Annotated in this window: 18 protein-coding genes and 2 tRNA genes; 8 read left to right on the top strand and 12 right to left on the bottom strand. The window is 59.1% G+C overall.

All coding sequences use genetic code 11. The features are described 5' to 3' along the window. Nucleotides 1–46: 46 nt before the first annotated feature. On the top strand, nt 47–1,948 hold the full coding sequence (locus tag ACYZUD_RS16635; RefSeq protein ID WP_462024969.1) for a potassium transporter Kup: 1,902 nt from the start codon (nt 47–49) through the stop codon (nt 1,946–1,948). A 216-nt stretch (nt 1,949–2,164) separates the two neighbouring features. On the opposite strand, the gene ACYZUD_RS16630 is transcribed toward ACYZUD_RS16635, so the two are convergent. Next, a complete protein-coding gene (locus tag ACYZUD_RS16630; protein ID WP_462024968.1) occupies nt 2,165–2,470 on the bottom strand; it encodes a DUF3077 domain-containing protein in 306 nt (101 codons plus the stop codon). A gap of 494 nt (nt 2,471–2,964) precedes the next feature. On the opposite strand from ACYZUD_RS16630, the gene ACYZUD_RS16625 reads away from it, so the two are divergent. Genes ACYZUD_RS16625 through ACYZUD_RS16615 form a run of 3 tightly spaced genes read left to right on the top strand, consistent with a single transcriptional unit; the run spans nt 2,965 to nt 5,097 of the window. Beyond that, entirely contained in the window at nt 2,965–3,729 is a 765-nt protein-coding gene (locus tag ACYZUD_RS16625; protein ID WP_462024967.1) for a MarR family transcriptional regulator, read from the top strand. Nucleotide 3,730: 1 nt separating this feature from the next. Continuing rightward, nucleotides 3,731–4,429 carry a hypothetical protein gene (locus ACYZUD_RS16620; protein ID WP_462024966.1) on the top strand — a complete coding sequence of 233 codons (699 nt, stop codon included), beginning with the start codon at nt 3,731–3,733 and terminating at the stop codon, nt 4,427–4,429. Continuing rightward, the gene (locus tag ACYZUD_RS16615; RefSeq protein ID WP_462024965.1) at nt 4,426–5,097 is read left to right on the top strand and encodes a PP2C family protein-serine/threonine phosphatase; all 672 of its coding nucleotides are present in this window, start codon (nt 4,426–4,428) and stop codon (nt 5,095–5,097) included. Before ACYZUD_RS16620 ends, ACYZUD_RS16615 begins: the two co-directional genes overlap by 4 nt. Nucleotides 5,098–5,216: 119 nt before the next feature. On the opposite strand, the gene ACYZUD_RS16610 is transcribed toward ACYZUD_RS16615, so the two are convergent. From ACYZUD_RS16610 to ACYZUD_RS16595, 4 genes are all read right to left on the bottom strand, one after another. Next, a complete protein-coding gene (locus ACYZUD_RS16610; RefSeq protein ID WP_462024964.1) occupies nt 5,217–6,512 on the bottom strand; it encodes a virulence factor family protein in 1,296 nt (431 codons plus the stop codon). Further along, nucleotides 6,512–9,154 (bottom strand): bifunctional lysylphosphatidylglycerol flippase/synthetase MprF, encoded by a 2,643-nt coding sequence (gene mprF, locus ACYZUD_RS16605; RefSeq protein WP_462024963.1) that lies wholly within the window; start codon nt 9,152–9,154, stop codon nt 6,512–6,514. The genes ACYZUD_RS16610 and mprF overlap by 1 nt, the downstream gene beginning before the upstream one ends. A 277-nt stretch (nt 9,155–9,431) precedes the next feature. Beyond that, nucleotides 9,432–9,508, bottom strand: a tRNA-Met gene (locus ACYZUD_RS16600). Between the two features lie 219 nt (nt 9,509–9,727). After that, nucleotides 9,728–9,804: transfer RNA gene (locus tag ACYZUD_RS16595), tRNA-Met, on the bottom strand. A 302-nt stretch (nt 9,805–10,106) separates the two neighbouring features. On the opposite strand from ACYZUD_RS16595, the gene dinB reads away from it, so the two are divergent. After that, the gene (gene dinB / locus ACYZUD_RS16590; RefSeq protein ID WP_462024962.1) at nt 10,107–11,168 is read left to right on the top strand and encodes a DNA polymerase IV; all 1,062 of its coding nucleotides are present in this window, start codon (nt 10,107–10,109) and stop codon (nt 11,166–11,168) included. Nucleotides 11,169–11,264: 96 nt separating this feature from the next. On the opposite strand, the gene ACYZUD_RS16585 is transcribed toward dinB, so the two are convergent. The 4 genes from ACYZUD_RS16585 to ACYZUD_RS16570 form a co-directional block, all read right to left on the bottom strand. Further along, the gene (locus ACYZUD_RS16585; protein WP_462024961.1) at nt 11,265–12,218 is read right to left on the bottom strand and encodes a hypothetical protein; all 954 of its coding nucleotides are present in this window, start codon (nt 12,216–12,218) and stop codon (nt 11,265–11,267) included. Nucleotides 12,219–12,235: 17 nt separating this feature from the next. After that, nucleotides 12,236–13,951, bottom strand: a complete 1,716-nt coding sequence (locus ACYZUD_RS16580) for a proline--tRNA ligase (protein ID WP_462024960.1) — start codon at nt 13,949–13,951, stop codon at nt 12,236–12,238. A 129-nt stretch (nt 13,952–14,080) separates the two neighbouring features. Next, nucleotides 14,081–15,640 carry an AmpG family muropeptide MFS transporter gene (locus tag ACYZUD_RS16575; RefSeq protein WP_462024959.1) on the bottom strand — a complete coding sequence of 520 codons (1,560 nt, stop codon included), beginning with the start codon at nt 15,638–15,640 and terminating at the stop codon, nt 14,081–14,083. A gap of 44 nt (nt 15,641–15,684) precedes the next feature. Then, on the bottom strand, nt 15,685–16,065 hold the full coding sequence (locus ACYZUD_RS16570; protein ID WP_462024958.1) for an MGMT family protein: 381 nt from the start codon (nt 16,063–16,065) through the stop codon (nt 15,685–15,687). A 135-nt stretch (nt 16,066–16,200) separates the two neighbouring features. Between ACYZUD_RS16570 and ACYZUD_RS16565 the strand changes: the two genes are divergently transcribed. Continuing rightward, nucleotides 16,201–17,208 carry a DUF481 domain-containing protein gene (locus tag ACYZUD_RS16565; protein WP_462024957.1) on the top strand — a complete coding sequence of 336 codons (1,008 nt, stop codon included), beginning with the start codon at nt 16,201–16,203 and terminating at the stop codon, nt 17,206–17,208. 165 nt (nt 17,209–17,373) lie between these two features. On the opposite strand, the gene ACYZUD_RS16560 is transcribed toward ACYZUD_RS16565, so the two are convergent. Continuing rightward, nucleotides 17,374–17,583 (bottom strand): cold-shock protein, encoded by a 210-nt coding sequence (locus ACYZUD_RS16560; RefSeq protein ID WP_002554837.1) that lies wholly within the window; start codon nt 17,581–17,583, stop codon nt 17,374–17,376. A 354-nt stretch (nt 17,584–17,937) separates the two neighbouring features. Between ACYZUD_RS16560 and dcd the strand changes: the two genes are divergently transcribed. Together dcd and ACYZUD_RS16550 are read left to right on the top strand one after the other, a co-directional pair. Continuing rightward, the gene (dcd, locus tag ACYZUD_RS16555; protein ID WP_462024956.1) at nt 17,938–18,504 is read left to right on the top strand and encodes a dCTP deaminase; all 567 of its coding nucleotides are present in this window, start codon (nt 17,938–17,940) and stop codon (nt 18,502–18,504) included. Between the two features lie 106 nt (nt 18,505–18,610). Beyond that, on the top strand, nt 18,611–18,820 hold the full coding sequence (locus ACYZUD_RS16550) for a hypothetical protein (RefSeq protein WP_462024955.1): 210 nt from the start codon (nt 18,611–18,613) through the stop codon (nt 18,818–18,820). A 101-nt stretch (nt 18,821–18,921) separates the two neighbouring features. Here ACYZUD_RS16550 and ACYZUD_RS16545 read toward each other — a convergent pair whose 3' ends face one another. Together ACYZUD_RS16545 and ACYZUD_RS16540 are read right to left on the bottom strand one after the other, a co-directional pair. Next, complete coding sequence (locus ACYZUD_RS16545) at nt 18,922–19,686, bottom strand: ABC transporter ATP-binding protein (RefSeq protein WP_462024954.1); 765 nt, start codon at nt 19,684–19,686, stop codon at nt 18,922–18,924. 13 nt (nt 19,687–19,699) lie between these two features. After that, nucleotides 19,700–20,818 (bottom strand): succinylglutamate desuccinylase/aspartoacylase family protein, encoded by a 1,119-nt coding sequence (locus ACYZUD_RS16540; protein ID WP_462024953.1) that lies wholly within the window; start codon nt 20,816–20,818, stop codon nt 19,700–19,702. Nucleotides 20,819–20,820: the final 2 nt, after the last annotated feature.

The following is a 20,820-nucleotide window of genomic DNA, read 5'->3' as shown; positions in this document are numbered from 1 at the left end:
TAGTGCTTCTTCTAAAGAAGTCCGGTCTGGGTATCAGGAGTGGTGGATGGGTCAGGCAAGTAGTCAGGCGGCGGGCGCCGAGCATTCGGCAGCAAAGCCGATCGGCATGCTGGTCGCGGCGGTCGGGGTGGTTTATGGCGATATCGGCACGAGCCCGCTGTACACCCTCAAAGAAGTGTTTTCCGGTGGCTATGGCGTGCCCGTCAATCATGACGGGGTGCTGGGGATTCTGGCGCTGATCTTCTGGTCGTTGATCTGGGTTGTCTCGATCAAATACATGATGTTCGTGCTGCGCGCCGACAACCAGGGCGAAGGCGGCATCATGGCACTGACCGCGCTGGCTCGACGGGCAGCGGCGGGGTACCCGAAGTTGCGTACGTTACTGGTAGTCTGCGGCCTGATCGGTGCGGCGCTGTTCTACGGCGACAGCATGATCACACCGGCGATTTCCGTACTCTCGGCGATTGAAGGCCTGGGGTTGGCGTTTGAAGGCATCGACCATTGGGTGGTGCCGCTGTCGTTGATCGTGTTGGTGGCGCTGTTCCTGATTCAACGCCATGGTACCGCGCGGATCGGCATTCTGTTCGGGCCGATCATGGTGACCTGGTTTGTGGTGCTGGGCGCGCTGGGTGTCTACGGCATCCTGCAGCACCCGGAAGTGTTGCAAGCGATGAACCCGGTCTGGGGCGTGCGTTTCTTCATCGTGCATCCAGGCATGGGTGTGGCGATTCTCGGCGCAGTGGTGCTGGCACTGACCGGCGCCGAAGCGCTTTACGCTGACATGGGCCACTTCGGCCGCAAGCCGATTGCCCGCGCGTGGTTCATCCTCGTGCTGCCTGCACTGGTGTTGAACTACTTCGGCCAGGGCGCCTTGCTGCTGGGTGATCCTGAAGCGGCTCGCAACCCGTTCTATCTGCTGGCGCCAAGCTGGGCGTTGATTCCGTTGGTCGGCTTGTCGACCCTGGCCACGGTGATTGCCTCGCAAGCGGTGATCTCCGGCGCGTTCTCCCTGACCCGTCAGGCGATCCAGCTCGGCTACATTCCGCGCATGCACATTCAGCACACTTCCAGCGCCGAACAGGGCCAGATCTACATCGGCGCGGTGAACTGGTCGCTGATGGTCGGCGTGATTTTGCTGGTCCTGGGCTTCGAATCTTCCGGTGCCCTGGCCTCGGCCTACGGTGTGGCGGTGACCGGCACGATGCTGATGACCACCATCCTGGTGTCGGCGGTGATATTGCTGCTGTGGAAATGGCCTCCGGTCCTCGCGGTGCCGCTGTTGGTCGGTTTCCTGCTGGTGGACGGTCTGTACTTCGCTGCCAATGTGCCGAAAATCATTCAGGGCGGGGCGTTCCCGGTGATCGCCGGTATCGCGTTGTTCGTGCTGATGACCACCTGGAAACGCGGCAAGCAACTGCTGGTGGAGCGTATGGACGAGGGTGGCCTGCCTCTGCCGATTTTCATCAGCAGCATCCGCGTGCAACCGCCGCATCGGGTCCAGGGCACCGCGGTGTTCCTCACCGCGCGTCCGGATGCCGTGCCCCACGCGCTGTTGCACAACCTGTTGCATAACCAGGTGCTGCACGAGCAAGTGGTGTTGCTGACGGTGGTGTACGAAGACATTCCGCGAGTACCGGCGCAACGGCGCTTCGAGGTTGAATCCCACGGCGAAGGTTTCTTCCGGGTGATCCTGCACTTTGGCTTCGTCGACGAGCCGGACGTGCCGCAAGCGCTGAAGCTGTGCCATCTCGATGACCTGGACTTCAGCCCGATGCGCACCACCTACTTCCTCAGCCGCGAGACGGTCATCGCCTCCAAGCTTGAAGGCATGGCTCGCTGGCGCGAGGCGTTGTTTGCCTTCATGTTGAAAAATGCCAATGGCAATTTGCGGTTCTTTAATTTGCCGCTGAACCGGGTGATTGAGTTGGGGACGCAGGTAGAGATGTAAGCCCCATCAAAAAGCCCCCGTTGCCGTGAAGACAGCGGGGGCTTTTTTTGTGTTTGGCACCGATCCGGGCTTCACGCAGGCCCCTGTGGGAGCGAGCCTGCTCGCGAAAGCATTCTGTCAGTTACAGGTATGTTGGATGTGCAGCCGCCTTCGCCGGCAAGCCGGTCTCGCTCCCACAAGGAATCTGTGGCGCCTGCTGGAATTGCGCTCAGGCCATTATTTTTTTGATTCGGTATTCGTCGCAGCCGGCCGCTCCAGCACCTTCACCACATCATCAACCACTGCCTTGCTCATCGCCGTCAGGTAATGCGCTGCCCAGATATGGCGGTCGGTATCGCGGTTAAAGGCAGCATCCCGGGTCAGTTCTTTGGATAGGAACAGAAAATCGGAGGCCATGGCTAACGCATCTGCGAGGGGAACGTCGCGAGTGACATGGAACAGCGGTTGGTTTGAGCAGTAGATGAAGGGGGTGAGGCCGATGGTTTTCAGGTCTGAAGGTGTAGACGGATTTGTTTTGCTCATTGTTTCGCTCCTTAACGAGGAGCTGCCGCATTCGTTACCACACGAATGGGTGGCAGCTGTACGTAGGGTGGTAAACCGGAGGAGCAAAGGAACCGGCAGACCCGAAGGTCTCCCACGCACAGCCGCCATAACACGGGATTACAGACGTAAAAACGTACGAACCGTGATGGGAGCGGTGTTGCACTTTGCCTAACCGGGTTACCACACCCGATCGCTGAATGGTCAGCGACGTCCGGAGAGTATCCCGCCGAAGAAAAGCGCAACAAGGCGTCAAAGTGCCCAAACGCGAGATTCGGAGTTTGCCTACAAGGTTTGTGAGAGTCATCCGAAATTGCTGCGGCTGAATTAAACAAGAACTAAACGACGCAGAGGCCGCCGGTAAATTGGCAAGCGATCTGCACTGATAAGCATTGAAAGGTCTTGACGACTCGATATTTCCAATGAGACAAGTGTCCACGTTTTATGGAATGTGGACGCTTGGAGTTTTTAGCTTCATGAAGAGTCAAGACATATTGCTTTTGTTCAAGATGGCCAGCCTGCACGCCCAGGAAGAAAATCTTTTTGGGAAGATGGAATCTGAAGCGAATTCGAACACGGTTGAGGCATTGCTGAAGCCCACGCAGATACATCTGAGGGCGGGGGGGCGAGTGGGGCAACCGCTAGTCACCTACCTCGCTGATGGCGAAGAAGCTGTATTCCAACGCCGGGAGTTCGACTCACCCTTGGGAGAGGAGGAGGGGTGGGAAGGGTGGTCGGAGCCCGTACCTTCTCTGCCGCTGACGAGCTGGAGTGAAGCTTACTCGTTGCGTGCGTTGTCTGCGTCTCTTGGGATAAGCAAAAGCGAGATTTCAAACTCCCTGGCCAGATGTCGCGAGTCTGGGTTGCTGATCAGTGACTACGACACCGGGCTTGCGAAAGTTAATCGGCGAGAGCTGCTGAAAGTCACCGAGCACGCTTTGAAATACTTTTTTCCCGTGAAGCCGGGCGCAATGGTTCGCGGTATTCCAACAGGCTTCGCAGCACCAGCGCTGTCCAAAAGCATCAAGAGCGCTGGTGGACTGATTCCGGTCTGGTCAGATGCACTCGGAACTGAGCGTGGTCAGGCGATAGAGCCGCTCTACAAAACCGTGCCGGAAGCGGTTAAGAAGGATAGGACTCTTTACCATTACCTTGCGCTTGTTGATGCGATCCGTCTTGGCGGCCCGCGAGAGTGTGGCGTGGCGATTAACATTCTAAAGGCAGGGATGGGGCTCAAATAACATGTCATCAAACGCTGATCACAGCTATGAGCTCATAGAGTTTGTTGCAGACGGCTTGGGGGAGGAGTTTCTCGCTGAGGTTGCCTTCGTCGGTGGTTGCACCACGGCCATGCTGGTTACTGACGCTACTGTGCTGGACGACATTCGTTTCACCGATGATGTTGACTTGGTGATCGAACTGGCAGGCATTAGCGCCTGGCAACACCTCACGGAACGGCTGGCGGCTAAGAACTTCAAGATCACCGGTGAGGATGAAGTCAACTGTCGTTTCCGCTTCAACGATGTCGTCGTTGACGTGATGCCTTCTGACCCCGCTGTTCTCGGATATGCCAACCGTTGGTTCGTGGAGGGGCTGGAGAGGGCTGATAAATTTACGTTGCCCAACGGTACGGTCATCCAGATATTCAAACCGACCTACTTTCTTGCGACGAAGCTAGAAGCCTTTAGCGGTCGCGGTGAGGGTGACCCGTACCACAAAGACGTCGAAGACATCATCATCTTGATTGATGGTCGTACAGAGCTTTTGGAAGAGGTTCGCCAAGCTGAGTCTGAGCTCAAGGACTTCATCACGACTGGAATTCGAGAACTCACGGCGCTCAGTGGTATCGACTACGTGATTGAAAGCTCGGGTTCGGTGCAGGCGAATCCGGGTAGAGGGCGAATCATCCACAGGCGCATGAAGGATCTGGGCAACGCATGAGATACGACACCAGATCAGTAACAGGACGGACCAGGAAAGCCAATCATGACTATGCTGGAGCTCTTTGCGACGGCGACAGAGGGCTGTTCGTCATCACGGACGGTACGTCGAAGCCCGGCAGTGGTCAGTTGGCCGAATGTTTCGTAAAAGGTATTTTAGAGGCCTACCCGAAACACATGGGGCAGGGGGCCGATATCACTGAGCACGGAGCAGTTGAGCAGGTACTTGGTTCAGTGCTGGCCGAGCTTCACCCCGCTTTGTTTGCGGATCAGACAGGGGCCACGTGTTACCTGGTTGGTTTCGCTGCTCATGGGAAGCTCACGCTTGCGTATGAAGGTGACTGTTCGTGCGGTGTGGTGACACCGGAAGGCAGGATAGAGTGGATTGCGCCGCCCCACTGCAAGGCCAATTGGAGGCGCGACCGTTCGCATCGTGAGCTGGCGCAAGATCCAGCTCGAAACTGGATAACCCGATGCTTGAAGGCAAATCGTGCCCCGGACCCTGACTTTGTTTATCACCCATTGGCCGTCGGTGAGCGACTGGTGTTCGTAACCGATGGATTCTGGGCTGAGTTAACGGAGTCGCAGCAAAGCAGCTTGCTGGCAGCACCTAATAGCGACTTTATCGCTGTTGAAGATGACGTCACGTGGATAGATGTTCAACTTTAGCCTTGGAAGCACAGAACATCGACATAAAGTCCGACTAGCTGGTAGCGCTTCATGTTGGGTACAAAAAAGCCCCCGCAACCATAAGGCAGCGGGGGCTTTTTTTTGTGGGCGGGTTCAGATCACTCCTGAGCCGCCGTCTCCTTCGCTTGACGCTTCTCGATCACATCCACCAGCCGTTGGGCCAGTTTCGGGTAGTTCTCGTCGAAGTGGTGGCCGCCAGGCAGTTTGATGGCTTCGCCCACGGCAGTCTTGTCAGTGCAGCCGCTTTCGTCGAATTCTTCTTCGCCGTAGATGCACACTACTTTTTCCGGTGGCAACTTGGCCATTTCCGGGCCGGTGGCGGCTTCTTTGCCGGCGTTGCCGAGCCAGCCTTCGACTTCGATTTCGAAGCTACCGGTACGGGCGAAGGCCAGCAGGATGATTGCGTCGACGCGCTGTTGCTCCGCTGGCTCCAGGCGGTTGTAGATCGCCGGCAGAACGTCGGCGCCGAACGAGTAACCGGTCAGGATGAAGCGCTTGGTGCCCCACTTCTGCCGGTAGTGCTGCATCAGTTCGGCCAGGTCCAGGGCGCTCTGCTCCGGGCTCTTGTGCTGCCAGTAGTAGCGCAGCGTGTCGATGCCGACCACCGGGTAGCCGATCTTCGCCATTTCGCCCGCGACGTCGCGGTCCAGGTCGCGCCAGCCGCCGTCACCGGAGAGAAACAGGGTGACCGTGTCCTTGGCTTGGCCGGCCGGGACTTCAACCACCGGAATCTGCAGGCCGCCAGCGGCTTTGTCGCCGCCGACGAGGATCTTGCGCAGTTCATTGTTCAGCACTTGCGGCAGGTTGATGTCGTAGTCGCTGATGCTGGTTTCGGCGTTGGGTTGGTCGCGCACGAAGCCGGCGCTGGTGTCGTCCGGGTTGTCGTTCCAGGCCACCAGCCAGTGACCGTGGGCGGCGCTTTTCGGCAACAGGTGCGTGCAGCCGGGTTTTTCCAGGGCCAGGTCGACGGAGACCGCCTGGGACTTGTCGTCCTTCTGCTCGGACAACCAGCGCCATGCCAGCACGGCGCCAGGGCCGATGCCGCTGACCAGGGTCGCCGGGCCTTTGAGTTCTCTCAAGCCCGATTGCAGGGCACGGCTTTGCAGCAGGCAGTCTTTTGGCAGAATCACCTGGACGATCTGCGCCGAGCCGCTGCGGCTCAGGGTCATCAATTGTTTGTCGCTGAGCTTCTGGTCTTCATTGACTGCCACCAGCACCTGGGCGCGTGGCGTGTTGCCGGGGATGACGCGGGTCATCACGGCGCCGTCGGCCGGTGTCAGCAATTCCAGGGTCGGTTCGGGTGCCGGACGTTTGAGGTACCAATAACCGCCACCGAGAATCAGGGCCAGCACTACCAGAGTGGCCAGTACGTACCGCAGGGAGCGTTGAATCATCAGCGTTTCACCAATCCAGTCAAGCCGCCCGCAATCAGGGCGGCAGTGTCGGCCAGGGCAACCAGCGGATCGAGTCCGGCGGGCACGGCCATATAACGGGGTTCCCAGTCAGGCTGGAATTTGTCTTTGAAGCGGCGCAAGCCTTGGAAGTTGTAGAGCTGCTCACCACGGCGGAACACCATCGAGCCCAGGCGCTGGGTCAGTGGCGCGCCGCGACGGGGTTGCAACCCCGACAACGGCACCATGCCCAGGCTGAAGCGTGCGTATCCATGATTTTTATAATGTTGAATCAGGCCGACCATCATGAACTCCATGGTCAGCTTGGGGGCGTCCGGGTGCGCGCGCATCAGGTCGAGGCTGGCCAGGTCGTGGCCGTAGGTCTCGAGCAGGTTGGCGAACGCCACCGGGCGTCCTTCGAAGCGAATCACCGCGACACGGAAATGCTTGAGGTAGTCATCGCTGAAACGGCCGAGGGAGAAACCTTTCTCACGCACGTTCTTGCCAGTCAGCCACGCATCGGAAATCACCTTGAGCTCATCCATCGGCGCGTGCCCCGGTTCATGGATCTCCAGCGACAGGCCATCGCGGGTGCCACGATTCCAGGTGTAGCGCAGGTCTTTCATCTCTTTGCCCTTGGCCTCGAGATCAAAGCGACGCAGGTCGACCCGCGCTTCTTCACCGAGTTTGATCGCGGTCAGGCCGATGTCCATGTAGTACGGCAGGTTCTCGGCGCGTACCTGATAGAACACAGGGCGGGCGTGGTGGATGTCGCAGAGATCGCGGAACTGCCAGATCATCTCGGCCCGTTGCTGGGTCGGACCGATCGGGTCATATAAGGCCACCAGGCTGCGCCCACGGCGGGCGTACATCAGGAACGCCTCGTCGTTAGGGTGAAACAGCAACGCCTTGTCACCGGTCAGGGCCAAGCCGCCATCCGGTTGGGCGGAGGCCATGAGGATCTTTACCGCGCGCTCCAGTTCATCGGGTGTCGGCAGATGGATCACCGGGCGCGCGGTGCGCAGCAGCCAGGTCAGGGACACCACCACCAGCATCACGGCCGCGCCAAGCAGCGAGCGCAAGCCACGCGGGGCATCGGCGTCGAGGGTGAACTGCCACCAGAGTTGATGACTGTAGGGAACATCCTGATAGGCGAACAGCAACAGCCAGATCGACGCACCGAGTACGCACAGGCTGGCCACCAGGTACAGCGGCGAGAACGGCAGTTCGGTCAGGCGGCTGGGGCGATAGAACGAGCGCCGGAAAACCCCCAGCAGGCTCGCGGTCAGGGTCATCAGGCAGGCTTCTTCCCAGTCGAAGCCTTTGAGCAGCGAGAGCACGGCGCCCACCAGCAACAGAATGGTGGTCAGCATCCACGCGGCCGAGAGTCGGCGACGCAGACCTTGCGCCAGCAGCAGGCAAAGAACGCCGACGAGGCTGGCGCCGAAGTGCGAGGCGTCGACCAATCGATGCGGGATCAGAAAGCCGATATGTTCCAGGCGCGTGTCGATTTCCGGTGTCACACCGGAGAACAGCAGCACCACGCCGGACAGAAACACCAGCACCGCCAGGATCGGCGCGGCCAGGCCAGACGTGGCGCGCAGGGTCTGGCGTGTCTGAAACAGACGCTGGCCTTCGTTGATCAGCAGCAATACGCAGGCCACCAGCAACGGCAGCACCACGTAGATCAAGCGATAGAGCAGCAGGGCGGCAGCCAGTGGCGCGGCGCCGAGCTTGTCGGCGAAAGCGGCCAGCAGGATCGCCTCGAACACCCCGACACCGCCGGGCACGTGGCTGAGCACGCCCGCAGCCAGGGCCAGCAGGTACACCAGCAGGAACGCGCCGAAGGGCGGAGCTTCCGGCAGCAACAAATAAAGCACGGTCGCGGCGGCGGCCACGTCCAGGGCGGTGATGATCAGTTGCAGGAAGGTCAGGCGCCGGCCCGGCAGGCGCAAGGTGCGGCGTCCGACCTTGACCAGCAGGTTATCCGGGTAAGGCTGTTCCGGCAGGCGACGGCGGTAGATACCGATGGCCAGTACCGTAAAGAGCAGCAACACGGCCGCGGCAATCGCCCCCAGCAATGTCTCGGAGAGACCCAATGCGGCAGAGGCGGCGGGGAGACTACTGAGCGTGGCGAGGGCGGCCAGCGGGGGCAGGGCGCAACCTAGCGAAAGGCTGGCGAATAGCGTCATGTGCGCGACTTCGGAAGCCCCCAGGCCATGACGTGCATATAAACGGTAGCGAACCGAGCCTCCCGAGAGCATCGAAAGACCGATGGCATTGCCGATGGCAAATGCGGTGAAGCCGCCCAGGGCCATGACTTGCGGCGCCAGTGTGACGCGGGCATAACGGGCAGCCGACCATTCGTAACCCAGCAAAATGATGAAGCCGACCACGGTCGCGCCCAAGGCGCCTATCAATGCCGGTTTTGGAACGTCGAGAATGGAGTCGTGCAGAGCGTACAGATCGAGCTCGCTCAGCAGGTGACGACAGGCAATCAGCGCGATAGCGAACAACAGCAACGTGATTGCCAGCCCGATGGGCTGACGATACTTGCTGATCCGATCCAGCAAGCGCAGACGCTCGGCCTTGATCGGTTGTGTCGCTGTGACGGTGCCTTGTGGATCAGACGAGTTGGCGCGCATCAATCACCTCTTGGATTGTGCGCGACAGGATGGGGGTATCCAGCCAAGTTACCAATCCCTGTAGAAAAAAATAATCACAAATATTAACGCTCTCACCAGATATCGGCGATGGCAGGTCATCCGTCGTAAAAGGTTCTGTCTGCGATTCAGCATAGTCTGAACCCACAGCTTTGGTGATCCCGAACGCTTTACTACACAGTGACAGGTCATTGTTGCGAAAGGACTTTTTCAACAGATACAAAAAAGGCCACTCTTTCGAGTAGCCTTTTTTGATGTTTGGTTGCGGGAGCCGGATTTGAACCGACGACCTTCGGGTTATGAGCCCGACGAGCTACCAGACTGCTCCATCCCGCGTCTGTGTGGCGGCATTCTACAGGCGAATGCCGGAGTGTCAACCGTTAATCCCCGGACGGGTCAAATAAGCGTAAAAGAGCGGCAAACGGTCGCAGGGGAGCGTTAAGTTTCGGAATCAGAACGATTTCTCATTTCTGCGTCGAAGGGGCAAACGTTCCGCCATCACAAAACAGACACGCACAAAAAAGGCCACTCTTTCGAGTAGCCTTTTTTGATGTTTGGTTGCGGGAGCCGGATTTGAACCGACGACCTTCGGGTTATGAGCCCGACGAGCTACCAGACTGCTCCATCCCGCGTCTGTGTGTCGGCATTCTACAGAGGATCGCGGGGCTGTCAACCTTAAATCCTGGGAAAACCTGTTCCTGTTCAATCGCTTAGCTAGTTAAAGGGGGTGGTTTGCAGGCCTGAGAGTCAGGTGTGGCAAGGCTTTCAGCTCTATCGGGTGGTGCTTTTCGATTGAGAAAATAAATTCATCCGGTACATTTCCTACTAGCGGGAAAGAACATTCAGACTACTGGTGCTATATACAGGTGTCGGTGAGATACTGCTGATCCGTCACGCCTTGACTCCATTTCTTCGCCATGAACACCGCTTCCCTATGACCCAGCGAAAAATCATCCACGTCGATTGTGACTGCTTCTACGCCGCCATCGAAATGCGTGACGACCCGCGCCTGGCTGGTAAACCCCTGGCGGTGGGCGGTTCGGCGGATCGGCGTGGGGTGATCGCTACCTGCAATTATGAAGCGCGTGCGTATGGCGTGCGTTCGGCCATGTCTTCCGGGCATGCCTTGAAGCTGTGCCCGGACCTGACCATCGTCAAGCCGCGCATGGATGCCTACCGAGAAGCGTCGAAGGAAATTCACACGATCTTTCGCGACTACACCGACCTGATCGAACCGCTTTCCCTCGATGAGGCTTACCTCGACGTGTCAGACAGTGCGCATTTTGGCGGTAGTGCCACGCGAATTGCCCAGGATATCCGCCGTCGGGTGTCCAATCAGTTGCACATCACGGTCTCGGCCGGCGTGGCCCCGAACAAGTTTCTCGCCAAGATCGCCAGTGACTGGAAGAAGCCCAACGGCTTGTTCGTCATCACGCCGGATCAGGTCGAGGACTTCGTCAGCGGTTTGCCGGTGAGCAAGCTGCACGGCGTGGGCAAAGTGACCGCCGACAAACTGGGCAGGCTCGGTATCGTCGATTGCGCGCATTTGCGCGAATGGGACAAGCTGGCACTGGTGCGCGAATTCGGCAGTTTTGGTGAGCGGCTATGGAGCCTGGCCCGTGGGATCGATGATCGGTTGGTACACAACGACAGTCGGCGGCAGTCGATCAGTGTCGAAAACACCTACGACGTGGATCTGCCGGATCTGGTGAGCTGCCTGGACAAGTTGCCCGAGTTGCTGGAAACCCTGAACGGCCGCATGGCGCGGATCGACAGCAGCTATCGGCCGGGCAAGCCGTTCGTCAAAGTGAAATTCCATGACTTCACCCAAACGACGCTGGAGCAGGCCGGGGCAGGGCGGGATCTGGGAAGTTATCAGTTGTTGCTGACCCAGGCCTTCAATCGCGGCGGGAAGCCGGTGCGGTTGTTGGGGATCGGGGTGCGGCTGGAGGATTTGCGGGGTGGGTTTGAGCAGATGGAGTTGTTTGAGCGCTGAGGCCTGAAAATCAAAGATCGCAGCCTTCGGCAGCTCCTACATTGGGATGGCGTACATCCTGTAGGAGCTGCCGAAGGCTGCGATCTTTTAGGGGGCTCAATTGGGTCCCGGATCCGCCACCAGTCTCCCGGCATCCTTGGTCAGCGACTTGAGGAATTCGGTCTGCAGCTCGGGGTCGTTGCGAGTCAGTTCGATCAGGCTCTGTTCCAGCTCGCTCGCTTCTTCTTCCAGGCCCAGCTCCGACAGACGTTTGACCCGGTGTACCCACTGGCTCACTTCGTCGTCTTCGAGGTCGTCGTAAATCAGCCCATGCGCTTCGAGCAGCTTGCCGCGCAAGGTGCTGCTGAGCGCCAGGGTCGAGTCGGTATGCACATCGTCCTTGCCATCCTGGACGCTGATTTGCAGCTTGCCCAGATGGTTGAGGTCATGTTCGGCGAACGGGCTGTCCAACAGGTTCAGGCGCAATACGCCGTTTTTGTCGGTGCTCAGCTCAAATGTTTCTTTGCCGGCCTTGACCTCGACGGGACGCTCGCTCCACGGCAGGCTCGAGTACTCCGTGCGCTTGTCGAGCTGGACTTCGTCGATCCCCGCCAGGTTCTGCTGCGCACGACCGTTGGACTGCGCGTTCATGAACGGGTTGAGCCCGGCGAAACCGTAGCTGAACCAGTCCTTGGTCACACTGTCCGGAAGGTTGCCGAGGGCGAACACGTTGACCACATTCGCGCCGACACCGCCCACCACGGCCACCGCGCCCAGCGGGATCTCGTAGACCTCCCGCCAGGGTTGGTAAGGCGTATAGCGATCATAGTGACGGGTGACTTCGAATTCGGTGACCTCGAAAGTCTTCTGCTCGAGAATTTTCACTCGGCGTTGCGGCAGCTCAAGCACCTTGGGCTCGCCGACATCGATCTGCAGGCTGTGATCGAGCAGTTTGCGCTCGACGCGTTCCTCGTGCTCGCTGCGTTGCGACATGTGATTGGCACAGCCGCTGACCAGCAGGGTGCCGCACAGGGCGGCACCACCGAGGCCTAAGGTGTTTCGCTTGAACATGACTTCTCTATCTGGTGTCAGCGGCGGATACGGGCCTGGAGGAAGGACAGCACGTCAGCGACCGGCAGCGCTTGCGCCTCGGGCTCGGTGCGGCTCTTGTATTCCAGATTGCCGTCGGCGAGGCCACGGTCACTGACCACGATCCGGTGAGGAATGCCGATCAGCTCCATGTCCGCGAACTTGATGCCCGGGCTGGTTTTCTTGTCGCGATCGTCCAGCAGCACTTCAAAGCCGGCTGCAGTCAGTTCTGCGTACAGCTTGTCGGTGGCTTCGCGAACCTGTTCGGTTTCGTAGCGCAGTGGCACCAAGGCAACCTGGAAGGGCGCCAGAGTGTCGCTCCAGATAATGCCGTTCGCGTCGTTGTTCTGCTCGATGGCGGCAGCCACCACGCGGGAAACGCCAATGCCGTAGCAGCCCATTTCCAGGGTGACCGGCTTGCCGTTCTCGCCCAGTACTTCGCACTTCATCGCTTTGCTGTACTTGTTGCCCAGCTGGAAGATGTGCCCGACTTCGATGCCGCGCTTGATTTCCAGGGTGCCCTTGCCATCCGGGCTTGGGTCGCCGGCGACGACGTTGCGCAGGTCGGCAACGGTCGGAACCGGCAGGTCGCGCTCCCAGTTCACGCCGAAGTAGTGCTTGTCGTCGATGTTGGCACCGATGCCGAAGTCGCTCATCAGCTCGACGGAACGGTCGATGATGATCGGCAGTGGCAGGTTCAGCGGGCCGAGGGAGCCGGCACCGGCGCCAATGGCATCGCGCAGTTCGGCTTCGGAGGCCATGACCAGCGGGCTGGCAACGCCAGGCTGGTTGGCGGCCTTGATTTCGTTCAGTTCGTGGTCGCCACGGATGATCAGGGCAATCAGCTTGCCTTTCTCTTCAGCGTGAACCACCAGGGTCTTGATGGTCTTCTCGATCGGCAGGTTGAAGCCTTCGACCAGTTGCGCAATGGTCTTGGCGTTCGGCGTGTCGACCAGGCGCAGTTCCTCGGCGGGTGCGGCACGCGAAGTTTCGCGCGGCACAGCTTCGGCTTTCTCGATGTTCGCGGCGTAGTCGGAACCGTTGCTGAAGACGATGTCGTCTTCACCGGATTCGGCCAGAACGTGGAACTCGTGGGAGCCCGCACCACCGATCGAGCCGTTGTCGGCTTCAACCGGACGGAACTTCAGGCCCAGGCGCGTAAACACGTTGCAGTACGCCTGGTGCATGCGGTCGTAGGTGATCTGCAACGAAGGCTGATCAGCGTGGAACGAGTAGGCGTCCTTCATGATGAACTCGCGGCCGCGCATCAAACCGAAGCGTGGACGGATTTCATCACGGAATTTGGTCTGGATCTGGTACAGGTTGATCGGCAGCTGTTTGTAGCTGCTCAACTCGTTACGCATCAGGTCGGTGATCACTTCTTCGTGAGTCGGACCGGCGCAGAAGTCGCGACCATGGCGATCCTTGAAACGCAGCAATTCAGGGCCGTATTCTTCCCAGCGACCGGATTCCTGCCACAGCTCAGCCGGTTGGGTGCTCGGCATCAACACTTCAAGAGAACCTGCAGCGTTCATTTCTTCACGAACGACGGCTTCGACCTTGCGCATTACCCGCAGGCCCATCGGCAGCCAGGTGTACAGGCCCGAGGCGAGTTTGCGGATCATGCCGGCGCGCAGCATCAGCTGATGGCTGATCACGACCGCGTCGGAAGGCGTTTCTTTCTGTGTGGCGAGCAAAAATTGACTGGTGCGCATGGTTGGCCGTTGTCGGTTGCTGATGACGAGAAATGACGGAGCATTGTACGGGCGAGATCTGCTGGCGTACAGGCGTGCGGTCGGTGGTGTGGCAGGAGGGCGGGAATCCCATGCCCTCTGCGAAATGTCCTACGATTCTTCCGCGACCTGGGTCGGAACCGGTTCTGGTGTGGGTGTCGGCCCTGCGCGACGGTTCTCCTGGAACCAGTGCAAGGCGATCAACAGCAGGGTCGGAACACCCAGCAGCGCGGTGATCAGGAAGAAATTGTGATAACCGTATTTTTCCACCATGACCCCTGAATAGCCGCCGATCAGGCGTGGCAGCAGGAGCATGATCGAGCTGAGCAGGGCGTACTGGGTGGCGGAGAACTTGAGGTTGGTCAGGCTTGACAGGTAGGCGACGAACGCCGAGGTCGCCAGCCCCGAGCTGAAGTTATCCAGGGAAATGGTCAGGATCAGCATGTTCAGGTTGGCACCCATGTCGGCGAGCATCAGGAACAGCAGGTTGGTGCCGGCCGACGCAATGCCGCCGATGAACAGGATCGGCAGGATGCCGAAGCGCACGATCAACAGGCCGCCCATGCCGGCGCCGACCAGGGTCATGATCAGGCCGAAGATTTTGCTGACACTGGCAATCTGATCCTTGGTGAAGCCCTGGTCGATGTAGAACACGTTGGCCATCACGCCCATGACCGTATCCGACATCCGATAAGTGGCAATCAGCCCGAGCAGCAACAGCGCTTGCCAGCGGTAACGCAGGATGAAGTCGTTGATCGGCGTCAGCACCGGCGCCAGGCCACGGCGGCCCATCGCAGACAGGCACAGGGCGGTGAGTGTGGTGTAGAGAATCGCCCGCAGGAAGGCGCGGTCTTCGAGCAGCAGATCGAGCACGCTCGCGCCTTCAAACAGCACGCTGGCGAAATCGGTGTTGTAGAGCTGGGTGAACATGGCCGGCACGGACACCAGCAGCACGATCAGCACGAACACCGATGCCAGTTGGTGCACAAAACTGTAGCGCCCGGCTTGAAGTTGCGTGCGCAGCGGCACCGGCGGCTCGCGCATGAAGAGGGAAGTCAGCAACGCCGGAACCATCAGGGCGCCGAACAGCACGTAAGTGCCGGCCCAGGCCGAATGCTGGTAATTGAAACCGGTGGAGCCGAAGCCTTCAGCGAAGAACAGGGCGCCGGCGGTCGCCAGCAGCGCGGCGATCCGATAGCCAGACATGTAACTGGCGGCCAGCGCAGCCTGACGGCTGTCGTCAGCAATTTCCAGGCGATAGGCGTCGACTGCAATGTCTTGCGTCGCCGAGGCGAACGCGACGACCACAGCAATAGCGATCAGCCAGGACAAATGTTTTTGCGGGTCGCAGAAGCCCATCCCGATCAGGCCGAGGATCACCAGTGCCTGGGAAAGTACCAGCCAGCTTCGTCGTCGCCCGAGCTTGCCGAGGAATGGCAGGCGCCATTGGTCGAGCAACGGTGACCAGACCCATTTAAAGGCGTAGGCCAGACCGATCAGGCTTGCATAGCCGATGGTTTCGCGAGCCACGCCGGCTTCACGCAGCCAGACCGAAAGTGTCGAAAACACCAGCATGTAGGGCAGGCCGGCGGCGAAACCAAGCAGCAACAGCACGAGCGTTGAGGGGCTGGCATAGGCGGCGAGCGCGGCGCGCCAGGTTTTACGGGGCATGGGCTGGAGTCTGCCTCAAGAATTACGGAAACAAAGCGCGCACTCTAACCGCTGTGCTCTACCGGGCGCCAGCCATGGCGCCGAATATCAACACGATTATTCAGGACACTGATGCCCTCCGAGCGCAATCGTGCGCGCTGCTCATCCCCTGAAGGACTGCCCACGGGCAGGCTGATGCGTCCGCCGGCACCGAGCACGCGATGCCATGGCAATTTAGTGTCGCCGGGCAGTTGGCTCAGTGTTCGTCCGACCCAGCGGGCGGCACGGCCCAGCCCCGCCAGTTCGGCGAGTTGGCCGTAACTGACGACTTTACCCTCGGGCACTTGCGCGAGTGTCAGGTAGAGCGCCGTGCGTCGGATTTGCGCTGCGCTTTCGGTTTCAACAGATGTTTCGGTCACGTCAGTAGATCCTGGGGGAGTTCGCATTACCGTCTGTAGAGTAAATCCTGGATCGCCCGTTGAGAAATGAACTCAATAGAAATAGTCGGGTCAGTCCTTGCTAGGGTCTTATTCCTACGGATAATGCCGATTTTTTTCGCAAACTTGAGCCTGTATTTGCTTATGGTGTCCAGAACCCTGCTGTGCCTCGCTGTCTTGAGTGCTTCCACGCCCTTGCTCGCTGATACCGTCTGGTTGAAGAACGGTGACAAATTGAGCGGCAAGATCACGCTGTTCGATGGCGGCAAACTGTTGATTCAGACCGAATACGCCGGTGCCGTGCCGATCGACTGGAAACAGGTCAAAACTCTGGAAAGCGATCAGCAGCTACTGGTCAAGCAGGATGCCTACACCGGTGAAAAGGCCAAGGCCCTGCATGCAGCGGATGACGGTAAGGTCACCCTGGCGAATGGTGATGCACCCAAAACAGTCGAATTGGCCAGCATCCAGCAGATTCTCAAGCCCAAGCCGGTGGTCGAGGATCTGGTGTGGAAGGGCAATATTGACGTGGCGCTGGACTATCAACGAGCGGAAAAAGACACCGACGACTACGACGTCGACTTCAAGACCAGTGCCCGTCATGGCAGATGGCGGCACACCGCGGAAGGTGAATACAATCGTGAGTTCCAAGATGACGTGGTGACCACGGACAACTGGAGCGGCGAGTACTCTCTCGATCGTTTCCTGACCGACAAATGGTTCTGGCAAGGTCGCCTGGTCTACAAGCGTGACAAGGTTGAAGACCTTGCCCGTCAGCGCACGGTCGGTACCGGTCCTGGGTATCAGTTCTGGGATGACGAACTGGGTGCATTCTCCCTGGGTTCGCTGATCAACCGCACCGATTACCAATACAGCGATGGCGGCAAGGACAACTTCTACTCGGTCGCGATGAAGTGGGACTACAACCGTTACCTGATTGGCAAGAAGGTGGAGTTCTTCACCAATGGCGAGGTTGGCAAGCCGTTGGGTGGCGTGGCGGATTACGCGCTGGATGCCGAAGTCGGTCTGCGTTACAAAGTGACCGATTGGGCTTCGCTGAACCTGAAGGCCGAGAAGGACATCATCACCGGTAGCGATGAGGCTGACCTGAGCAAGACCCGTTACACCGCAGGGTTTGGCGTGACTTGGTAAGCCGCTAGAGATCAAAAGATCGCAGCCTTCGGCAGCTCCTACAGAGATTGATATACATCCGTAGGAGCTGCCGAAGGCTGCGATCTTTTTTTGCCCGGCAAAAACACACAGGCACAAAAAAGCCCCGCTTTTGAGGGCGGGGCCTTTTACTAAAGCAAGTATAAGTTAGATAACTTGAACTTCTTCAGCTTGCATGCCTTTCTGACCGCGGGTAGCGATGAAAGAAACCTGTTGGCCTTCTTTCAGGCTTTTGAAGCCGTCGGATTGGATAGCTTTGAAGTGAACGAACAGGTCGTCACCGGATTGTGGAGTGATGAAGCCGAAGCCTTTTTCATCGTTGAACCACTTAACGGTACCGGTTTGGCGATTAGACATGGTGTAACTCCTTGAACAAAGATAACTGCGACACAGGAAGAACCCTGGCCGAGACTGAGTGCAAAGAGCAGGAAAAATTCTTGTAGATGGTTGGATCGAAATTCAACATATCGTGTAGAGATTCTCAGTGACACAAGCAGCACAGTGGCGCCACCTTAACCCTTTTTCCGGAACGTGCCAATGCTTCTTGCGAAGGTTTCTCTGTTTTCGTGACTGACGGTGCACCGTATTAAGGTGAAGACCCGGAAATTACAGGGGATCGGCGAGAATTGCGCCTCGGACTTTGAACCCGAAGCGCGCGCCCGGTAAGATGCCGGACAGATTTTTTCCACCTCGCTATTCAGGACACCCGCCATGAGCATCAAATCGGACAAGTGGATTCGCCGCATGGCGCAAGAGCACGGCATGATCGAGCCTTTCGTCGAGCGCCAGATGCGCGGCGAAGGCGCCGAGCGAGTGATTTCCTACGGTGTGTCGAGCTACGGCTACGACGTGCGTTGCGCCGATGAATTCAAAGTGTTCACCAACATCAATTCGGCGACCGTTGATCCGAAGAACTTCGACGAGAAGAGCTTCGTCGACGTCAAGAGTGACGTTTGCATCATCCCGCCGAACTCCTTCGCCCTGGCGCGCACCGTGGAATTCTTCCGTATTCCGCGCAATGTGCTGACCATCTGCCTGGGTAAAAGCACCTACGCGCGTTGCGGCATTATCGTCAACGTGACGCCGCTTGAGCCTGAGTGGGAAGGCCACGTGACCCTGGAGTTCTCCAACACCACCACGTTGCCGGCGAAAATCTACGCCAATGAAGGTGTGGCGCAGATGTTGTTCTTCGAATCCGACGAAGAGTGCGAAGTATCCTACAAGGACCGTGGCGGCAAGTACCAGGGTCAGCGCGGCGTGACCCTGCCACGCACTTGATCCATTCATCTGGCAGGTAGCGGGAATTCCTGAGCGGGTAGACACTCTATTGGGTGTACTGCCCGGTTCGCGTACAGCGGACGGGGCCATTGCTCAGGAGTGCTCTATGAAGATCGATCCGCGAATAAGTGCCGAACTGGCAAGGCTTGAGCCCAATCAGGTTGGCATTCTAGCCTGGTCCTTGTTGGCACATCCGCCAATCAGCATGGCAGGGGGCATCCCCGGTCAGCCTGATCCCGATACCCCCAACGAACAACCGACGGAACCCGGTGAGCCGACCCTGCCGGATGAGCCGCCTCCCGCCCCGGTTGCCTGATTGCCGAAGCCGAAGCCGAAGCCGAAAATGAATGGCCAGTCAGCTGATGTCTGTAAAGACTTCAGCTGACTGGCCATATTTCGTTACGGAGGTGGGTGAAGTTATTTCAGGTTTCCGCTGAGGAACTGCTTAAGCCGTTCACTTTTCGGACTGCCCAGCACCTCTTCCGGCGCGCCTTCTTCCTCTACCAGCCCTTGGTGCAGAAACAGCACCTGGCTCGACACCTTGCGGGCGAAGCTCATTTCGTGGGTCACCATGATCATCGTCCGGCCTTCTTCGGCCAGGCCCTGAATCACCCTGAGCACTTCACCCACCAGCTCCGGGTCGAGCGCCGAGGTTGGTTCGTCGAACAGCATGACTTCCGGTTCCATCGCCAGAGCGCGAGCAATGGCGACACGTTGCTGCTGACCACCGGAAAGGAACGCCGGGTATTGGTCCGCCACGCGCGCCGCCAGACCCACCTTGTCGAGGTAGCGACGGGCACGGTCTTCAGCTTCCTGCTTGCTGCAACCCAGTACCCGGCGCGGCGCCATGGTGATGTTTTCCAGCACCGTCATGTGGCTCCACAGGTTGAAGTGCTGGAAGACCATGGCCAGGCGGGTGCGAATCCGTTGCAGTTCATCGGCGTCGGCCACGTGCATGCCGTGGCGATCCTTGATCATGCGGATGTTCTGGCCGTCCAGGGTCATCGCGCCGTCGTTGGGTTGTTCGAGAAAGTTGATGCAACGCAGAAAGGTACTTTTACCCGAGCCGCTGGCGCCGATCAGGCTGATGACGTCGCCGGTGTTGGCCTTGAGCGAAACGCCTTTGAGCACATGATGGTCGCCATAGCTTTTGTGCAGGCCTTCGATGGTCAGTTTGTACATGGGGCATGCATCCTCAAGGCGAAAGTAGGTAGCCGCTGCGGTAGGCTTCGGTGCCCGCGACGTGGGCGATCACCATGCCGGCGGTGGCCATGCGCCGCAGCGAACGGGCGTACATCAGGCCGGCGGCGGTGCAATGGACAGGGGTGACGCGATCAGTGATCGGGTCGATGATTTCGGCGATCAGTTGCCCGGCTTCGAGGAATTCCCCCGGCAGCGCGGTGAACACCAGCAATCCGCCGACCGGAGTTGCCACAGGTTCCACCCCGGCCAGCGGCGTGGCCGGGTAGGGCAGTTCGGGCAGAGACGCCGGTTCGCCGGCAATGGCGCCGAAGTGGGTCAGGTAGTCGATCAGCGCCTGGCAGTCGAGGCTGGCCAGCGGGTGATTGACGTCGCCCTGGCCGCGCAATTCAACGGTCACCGAAAAGCTTCCCGGCGGAATGTCGAAGTGTTCGCCGAAACGCTCTTTCAACTGCCACCAGAGCAGGGTGAAGCATTCATCGAACGACTGGCCGCCTGAATCGGTGGCCAGCAAACTGGCTTCGGCACCGATGTAGCGGGCCAGCGGCTCGACCTGCGGCCAGGCCTCTGGAGTGGTGTAGAGGTGCGCGACCGCTTCGAAATCGCAATGCAGGTCCAGCACCATGTCGGCATCGCAGGCCAGCCGTTGCAGGATCAGGCGCTGGGATTGCAGTTGAGTGGCGGCGGTCTGCCGTGCCAGTGCATTGCGCAGGCTACTGCGGATCAGTTCGAGGTTGCGCTGCGAATCGTCGCCGAGCTGGCCTTCGATCTCATTGCCCACTTCTTCGCTCAAATCGACGAACCAGCGGTTGAAGTTCTGGCCGCTTTCGAGCTCATAGCGGCCCAGCGGCACATCCATCAGCACCTGTTCCAGGCCGACCGGGTTGGCCACCGGCACCAGCACGATTTCGCTGCGCAGGCGGCCAGCGGCTTCCAGCTCCGTCAGACGCTGCTTGAGGTGCCAGGCCACCAGCATGCCGGGCATTTCATCGGCGTGCAGGGAAGCCTGGATGTAGATCTTGCCCTTGGCCGATGTCGGGCCAAAGTGGAAGCTGTGGATTTGTCGTGCGGTCCCCGGCAGCGGGGCCAGCAGGTCATGAATCTGATGGCGCATTG

Source organism: Pseudomonas sp. XS1P51, from assembly GCF_054897845.1.
Note: the sequence above shows the minus strand (reverse complement) of the source record. Positions and strands in the feature narration are given on the sequence as shown.